This window comes from Maritimibacter harenae (genome assembly GCF_009882975.1).
In the GTDB taxonomy this organism is placed as follows: domain Bacteria; phylum Pseudomonadota; class Alphaproteobacteria; order Rhodobacterales; family Rhodobacteraceae; genus Maritimibacter; species Maritimibacter harenae.
In genome coordinates, this window is record NZ_WTUX01000066.1 from 1 (window position 1) to 7,232 (window position 7,232).

Sequence of the window (7,232 nt, forward strand, 5' to 3'; positions counted from 1 at the left end):
AACCTTGATGTCCATCAGATGCTCCTCTCTCCACCTATGCCCGCCATAGTAGCAGCGGGTTGGTGGGAAGGCAGTTCATCCCATTAGCTCACACGTGCTCTTGCAAAAAATGATCGCGTCCCGAGCGGAGCTTAGGTGATCTTCTGCCAGGGGTCGGCCTTCCAGGAGTGGTTCTCCGGATCATTGCGTGCTTAGCGGCGGGTCGCTCGCCCAGACATTGTGCTCAGCCTTTTCTAGATAACGCGATAGCACGTTGATTGATTTCCAGCCCCCTGCGCGCATGATCGCGGCTGTGTCGAAGCCCATCTTCAAAAGATCCTGCGCAGCGCCAACCCGGAGCGAGTGGCCGCTGAACTCCCCCACGATGGATGGGTCCAGACCGGACCGTTTAGCCGCATCTTTGATCACTTGCTTGACCGTTGTCACGCTCAGGTCCCGGTTGACGGGTTTGCCTTGGTAGATCGGGCAGAACAGGTACGGGATTTCTTCGCTGCGCCAGTCCAGCCAGTCGGCGATCCTTTTCGCAGTTGGTTGCGAAGTGAAGGCGAGGCGACCATTGCCGAACGGGTCAGCCTTGCTCCGTCGTACCAGGACTTGAAGTGTCCCGTCTGGCCGAAACTCGATGTCATCGGTCCGCAGCGCGACAAGTTCTGACCGCCGGCTGAGAAGCTCGTAGCCCAGGGAGAGCATGGCCCTGTTTCGGAGCCCCCAGGGCGTGTCCGGCTCGCTTTCGATGAAGCGATCAAGATAGTCCCGCGTCAGACCCTTCGCCTGCTTTGGGCGAACGGGCTTGGCTCGGCGGATCCGGCGCAGCGAAAGGTTGATGTCTTCGTCATAGGTCGGGTCGGGAAGCCGCAAGAGCCGGTGGGCTTTTCGGATGGCATAGAGGCGCCGTCGTACTGTCGACGGCGCCTTTTCTTTTCCTTGTGCTTCAAGGAAGCTGCAAATGGTCTCGATTTCAGCGGGGAAGGGAAGCTCGCCGGTCTCGTGGCACCAGTCGACAAACGCCTGTACGTCAGAATAGTATGCCTTCATTGTGGACGGCGCGTATGCGCCTTCGAGGCGGGCGAATTCGGAGCGCCAGGAAGCAACAGATGAGCAGACCTTCTTTCGTGCCATGTGGCACTTTTAGATCCATTTTGGGTGATGGTCAATGATCATCAGCGCTCAAATACGTGCTGCCCGTGTCGCGTTAAGGTGGAGCGTTGATGATTTGGCATCGGAAAGCGGTGTCAGCGTGCGAACCATAAAACGCATGGAGGCTGCGGACGGAGTGCCGAATAGTACCTTTGCCAACCTCAAGGCAGTAAGGACAGCCCTCGAAGTCGCTGGTGTCGAATTCACCGGGACACCCGAAGACCGACCAGGCGTTATCATCGCCCATCAGCGATCTTGAGCACCTCTACATCTCAGCCTCGGCACGTGGTCTCGCGGTCCAGGACTATTGGCCGACCAGCGTACTGGAAAGGAGGTGCAATGACCTTTCATGATGAGGGCCCGCGTTGACCTGTCGTGCGCCCAAAAAATCGCGGAGGGACGCCGTGCAACCGTACACAGGTCTCCGAAGAATGTAGAAATCTTCGCCATCCCGCCCGTAAAGTACATGCAAAATCAACCTGAAACGATACTGCATTCTCTTTAGTATACCTTCGTTCGAAGAGGTGGCGCGCCCTGTTGACTTCGGTGCGCGTACGCGTTTTTTCCTACTTCTTATTGAAGAATGTTTTTGCGTTGGGGGCCGCATATCTTGACGAATTTTGTCGACACTTGGACTGAAGACCTCGAACATAATTTACGGGTCAACTTCCTCAGGAAAGACAGCGTCGCGCGGCAGAAGCTCTTTTGGGCCTCAAAACGCGGCTTCGACCTCGTTCTCGGCGTGCTCCTTCTACCAGTGCTGATTGCCAGCGGGATCGTTATTGCCGTGCTGAACCCGTTCCTGAACCCCGGTCCGCTTTTGTACCGCCAAGAGCGCATGGGGCGCTACATGCGCCCCTTCAATATCTACAAGTTCCGCAGCATGCGTAGCGTGTCTTCGAGATCCCGCGCTGCACACGATGGCCTTGAACGAGACCGGATCACGGCGCTTGGCCATTTGATGCGCAAACTGCGGGTTGACGAGCTGCCGCAGATCATCAACGTCCTGAAGGGGGATATGAGCTTCATCGGACCGAGGCCCGACCTGTACGAGCACGCGTGCGAATACGCGATGTCGGTGCCCCACTATCGCGAACGCCATTCCGTTCGGCCGGGCATCAGCGGTCTTGCGCAGGTAACGCTCGGTTATGCCGAAGGCATGGACGCTTTCAGTGCAAAAGCCCGCCGCGATGACCTCTACATCCGTCGTGCGGGCTTTCGGCAAGAGGCGCTTATTCTCTGGTTGACGCTCGTGGCAGTGGTGCGCGCAGCCGGACACTGATGGGCAATCTGTCCTTTGCCGAAGGCGCCAAATGGGGGGCGTCTAACTTTTCTCGCAACAATGGTCGGTCCACTGGGCCCGTGTGGCTGCCGAACCTTGGACGCCGGCGAACCGACATGACGGAGGGCTTTGCCTGCGCGTGGGGTCGAAGGCCGCGGTGAAGGGGATTGCCGGGTCTCTCCAGGTGAGCTCGCTAGTTGCTCGGCGCCGGACACTTCAATGACAGGTCGAGATCGACCAAGACGAATTTTCGGGGCGTTGCGTGTCCGCCTGCTGCAAGTGCTGGGACTTGGTGCCGAGCGCTTCCGGGCGTGCATCGTGAGGCGGACCTGCGCGACCGCGCAATGTGATCTGAAGCACAGCGTTAGTTGCTCGTCTCATATCGCGACGGCTCGTTTGGTCAAGCCTGGGAGTTCAAAATTCGTAGGACATGCCGATGCCTGGCGCCACGATGCCCGTGACCCCAACCGGGGGCACGAAGCGGACGCCCGCGAAGAGAGTCGCGCTTGTATTCGGAATGTCGTAGAGGACGCCGCCCTTGAAGTTCCCAGCAGGCGTGAGGGGGCCTATCATGCGGGAGGGGGGTAAAAGCCCATCATACCCGTAGACTATGCCGATATCGACGCCAGCGTAGAGCCCCGCGTTCTCGACGATGCCTGGCCTGTATCGAACCTCGAGTGATGCGCCAGCAGAGTAACTCTGGACGTCGAAGCTGTTGACGAAGGTCATGGCGCTCACCCCCGCGACCACCTCGACATCGCGTGAAACCGAGAACGAATACCCGCACGACAGGTAGAGACCGTTGGACTGGACGTCCAAGCCCGAGAAGCCTTTGAAATGCCCCGTCCTCGGGAAGATCTCCATCGAGATTTGGTCGCAGGCCACCTCTGGGCGCGATTGTGCTGCGACCGGGCCGGTGACCAGGATGAACAGGCTGATCACCATTAGGCTTAATTTCTTGGGCTTGGTCACGCTTCACTCCGAGGTGCAAGACAGAAGACTTTTTCGTATCTGAAATTAGCGATGCGTCACTTCAAGAAGTCAATCGACGGGTCGCGCCGGCACAGCTTGTGTGGCGCAGAAGCGCCATGATACCTTTTGAGCGCAGTCAAAATTTCATGGTTGCAAAGCGATGTTCTGGGTGGTTATTCGCGGCTCTGACTTTTCTACAGTTGCGGGTTTCGGGAGTGTAAAAGGTGGTTAAGTGAGTATTTAATAACGAGAGAATGTGTATTGATCGGCGCGCTTTCATGGAATGCAGGAAAGAAGCCGCGCCAGTCGTGAATTTTGCTTGGTAGGGGGACTTTCAAGTGACGGTTAGGATTTTTTATTGCAGGAACTGCGGCCACAAGATGAGGTATGGTGCAAGGAACTGCGGCTATTGCCATGTTCGAGCGCCTCTTCGTAACCGCCGTATTGTTCCATATACGGCCGTCCTGCTGGTTCTAGCTCTCCTGGTTGGCGGTCTCGCGATCTCCGCTGCCCTTGGTGGGTAGAAGCTGACTTTTTCGACCCGGCTCTGTCTATTCGAGCGTCGGGGTTTTGAGCGGCCGGGTCAATCGCCGCTTTCGGCATCGGATGGCCACGTCGCGCCAAGGTCAACTGGCGGAAAGAAGGTTGAAACGGGAACGCCGAGGGCTTGGGCTGCAGGCCACAGCCTGGCCCGGGAGACACGGTTCTTGGCGTTATCGAATTTCTGAAGCTGTTGGTACTTCACGCCGATCCGTTCGGCCATCGCGACTTTGGAGAAGCCCGCCTTGAGACATTCTCTACGAAGACTTTTCCCGCTAAAAACATCAATAGGGTTTGCCATATCCGACAGGAGCCAATAACCACATGTGGTGTAATGCCGACAGGCGCGCGCATTATGCTTCGCTGAGGTGCAAGGACTCCGCGGACGCACTAGACAACCGGACGCGGGGGGGTGAAAGACCCGTGGCAGGTCGGTGGCAGCTCGGCAGGTCACCTGTGACTCAAAAGGAATTGTCATCATGTTCTGGGCAAATTGGGTCCTATTTAGAAGAAGCGGGTCTCAGATCTGCCTTCAGGGCATTAATGATTTCACCTGCCGGGTCTGATTTCTCTGTCAGTAGCGCCTTTAGACGTCGTTGAGCATCGAGCTTCTGTTCAATTTCGCCGGACAGGATGCCATCTATCATGTTCTCCAGATCGCAAACTCTTGCAACGGGAAGCTCGTGTGTTCCAGCAAACACCAATTCACCGAACCGGTTCGGTTCTGAACGATCAGGCCTGGACAGATGAATAACCGGCTTTTCATTCAGCTGGTATTCGGTAAGAAAGCTAAGGCCATCAATTATCAAGAGATCTGAGGCTTGGAAGGGACCAAGATACCTTCCGTCTTCAAGTACTGCCGTATTGGGGAGCGCTTCCCAGTTTTCAAAAAACGCGTCGTAGTCCGCGCGTTCACTTCCAGTCATTTCCTGGATGCGCGTCAACAGGGCGGGGTGGGGGCTGAACAAGACATCAATGTCAGTTCGGCGCGTCGCGAGCTTCAACAGCTCCTCGAAGACGAGGGGGAAGACGCCATAGTTGTTCCAGCCAGTATCAATGGCGTGATGCGCACTCCAGATCACTCTCGTGGCGTTTCCCGTGTCGATAGGCCAGCTGGGCGAGGCTCGGATTATTTCGGGAACTTTTGGATGGCCCGACACCGTCATGCGTGCTCCGCGATAAATATCTTTACTCTCAGCGATTGACTTTGACAATTCGCTTGCCACGAAAACCCGCGCGCAAAGCTGATGGTGGTAGGTCGAAACAAAATCGAGACCATGATCGGATATCGTGGTTACCTCGTATGGCACGTAGTATTGGTGCGCAAAGCTCAAGTTCAAACTATCGAATGCCGGGGGGATATCAGGCGCCCATTGCGATTGCCGAAAAATTGCGTCAAATTCGAAGGAGCGGAGACGGTCTAGGTCACGAAAGGGATCACTATCGTTGAGCCTGATGCTGTGAACACCTTCAGCAGCCAGTCTTTCGTGTACTTTGTCCTCGTCAATGAAATCTACGGACCCGGGAAACTTTCGCGGAAGAGAAAACACGATTGGATCAAAACTGTCGTCAGTCAGCATTCTGAAATAGACGGACCGAAGAGACCACCAGGCTTCAAAGTTATGAATGAGAAAGGCGACACGAATTCTCCCCTCATTGTTCACTACATTTTTTGCGTATTTCGCGCCAAGTGAAGCTGCTCCCAATGTTGCGGTGCCATTCCTCAAGAGTGCGTCAATTTTGTTCTCCAGAGCTTCATTTCTTTGATGTAGTTGGTCGAGCGCTTCTTCAATTCTCTTTGGCCTGCTGAGGTCCGGAATTGCGCTCCTAAGCCTCTCTAATGCACCACTTATGAAACGCATCCCCAAAGCCTCAGTTATTCTTAAGTATGGACTGCCGTTAATCAATCTAGCAAATTCACGATTGGAAAGAAAGTCGTTCCATTGAGCTTCGGGCTAGCCAGAAGGGGGTGGTACCGTTTTCCAATTTCGGCGTGTGCGGGCTTGTATCTGAATAGGCGTGCGGCCGTGCGTCCGCGAAAAAAGGCCTGTATGGATCGAACCGAAAAGGCCATGAGGTGACGGAAAGGCGGTGGCGCGTTGCGGATAACGGACTGAAACCGGCGCAACTGGTCGACCTGCATCCCGCCCAAGTCGATATTGCGTTGGTTTGTAACGTAGGGCCTTGCTGGTCAAAGCGTTCAGCCGATACTCGTGATCCCGTCTTCGCGAGCGCCTTGCCGTTGGCGCGCCCAGGCCGAGGCCGGCTCCGGCTATGAAGGCAAAGGGCGAAGGCAACTCCCTTCGCTTTGTGAGAGGGGCCTGCGTCCATGGCGAGGGCCCTGGAACCGCTGAGCAGCACAAGTTGTGAAGGGTACTCCTTTGGCGGATGGCGCCACGCCATCGATTGGCGCTCAGAAACTGTGCCGAACAAAGAATTTCGCGGCCGCATCACCACCCACAGGCAGCGCACCCCGGCGACGAAATATGACCTGTGGTGTTCAACGCGACCTGCACAACTGATTTCGGTCCGATGAAGCCAGCGACCGGCACGACATCGCAAAAACAGATGAGCGGACCCCACGAGAGGGAGGTACCCGGTGTCGTACGCGCTGCGACCTTGACCATTTGTCCAAGAATCAAAAGTGAAAGACTGCCAGTAGGGCATTGCAGCCCACTCCACGAGATCCGCTATCCGCTGGGCGTGAAGGCAATGAGAAAAGACTTGCAGAGCTCGTGATAGGCCGCCAAATTGGTCTTCATATAGAGCGTTCCCAAAGTCCTTTGCATTGGTGAAAATTGGAGCGTTAGGTCAATATTTGAAATAGTAGATTGAGCATGGTTTCGTTGCGGCATACCTTTCCTTTTCTTAAAGGGTTGAGGGGCTCCACATCTCCCGCAAAGCGAACGAACGACGCGCATGCCGCTTTTCGGGTTCAAACGCTTGCAAGATTTGAGAAGGAGCATGGCTTCAAGCCAAGCCTCGACAATCCTAAACTTTTTTCAGAGAAATTGTTATATAGAATCCTGTTTGACAGGGATCCGTTCTATTCTGAATACGGGCATAAGAGAAATGTGCAAGATTTCCTGGGCGGCCGAATTCCAAAGGAACTTCATTTCGCTAAGAGGGTCCTTGTAAGAAAGAGGCTTTTTGAAAGTGATTTTAATGACATGCCAGATGCCGTTGTGGTAAAGTCAAGCTTTGGCTCCGGTGACCTGCCACGGGATTTTTCCTCCACCGTCGATTAGAGTCCGGCCCAACCTGAGGACGGACAATGAAGCGAACGAGATTCACGGACGAA

General features: G+C 55.3%; 6 protein-coding genes. 2 read left to right on the top strand and 4 right to left on the bottom strand.

Annotated features, from left to right (window positions below; genetic code table 11):
- Positions 1–180: 180 nt before the first annotated feature.
- On the bottom strand, positions 181–1,119 hold the full coding sequence (locus tag GQE99_RS20455; RefSeq protein ID WP_161353806.1) for a tyrosine-type recombinase/integrase: 939 nt from the start codon (positions 1,117–1,119) through the stop codon (positions 181–183).
- A 34-nt stretch (positions 1,120–1,153) separates the two neighbouring features.
- Here GQE99_RS20455 and GQE99_RS20460 point away from each other — a divergent pair, with 34 nt between their 5' ends.
- Both GQE99_RS20460 and GQE99_RS20465 read left to right on the top strand, forming a co-directional pair.
- On the top strand, positions 1,154–1,396 hold the full coding sequence (locus GQE99_RS20460) for a helix-turn-helix domain-containing protein (protein WP_161353807.1): 243 nt from the start codon (positions 1,154–1,156) through the stop codon (positions 1,394–1,396).
- Positions 1,397–1,747: 351 nt separating this feature from the next.
- Positions 1,748–2,419, top strand: coding sequence for a sugar transferase (locus GQE99_RS20465; protein WP_235917317.1), 672 nt, complete (start codon positions 1,748–1,750; stop codon positions 2,417–2,419).
- Positions 2,420–2,833: 414 nt separating this feature from the next.
- Here the strand turns inward: GQE99_RS20465 and GQE99_RS20470 are convergent, their stop codons facing one another.
- The 3 genes from GQE99_RS20470 to GQE99_RS20480 all read right to left on the bottom strand — a co-directional run bounded on the left by GQE99_RS20470 (position 2,834) and on the right by GQE99_RS20480 (position 5,793).
- The gene (locus tag GQE99_RS20470; RefSeq protein ID WP_161353809.1) at positions 2,834–3,391 is read right to left on the bottom strand and encodes a hypothetical protein; all 558 of its coding nucleotides are present in this window, start codon (positions 3,389–3,391) and stop codon (positions 2,834–2,836) included.
- Positions 3,392–3,974: 583 nt separating this feature from the next.
- The gene (locus GQE99_RS20475) at positions 3,975–4,232 is read right to left on the bottom strand and encodes a helix-turn-helix domain-containing protein (protein ID WP_161353810.1); all 258 of its coding nucleotides are present in this window, start codon (positions 4,230–4,232) and stop codon (positions 3,975–3,977) included.
- A 199-nt stretch (positions 4,233–4,431) separates the two neighbouring features.
- Complete coding sequence (locus GQE99_RS20480; RefSeq protein WP_161353811.1) at positions 4,432–5,793, bottom strand: hypothetical protein; 1,362 nt, start codon at positions 5,791–5,793, stop codon at positions 4,432–4,434.
- Positions 5,794–7,232 lie beyond the last annotated feature (1,439 nt).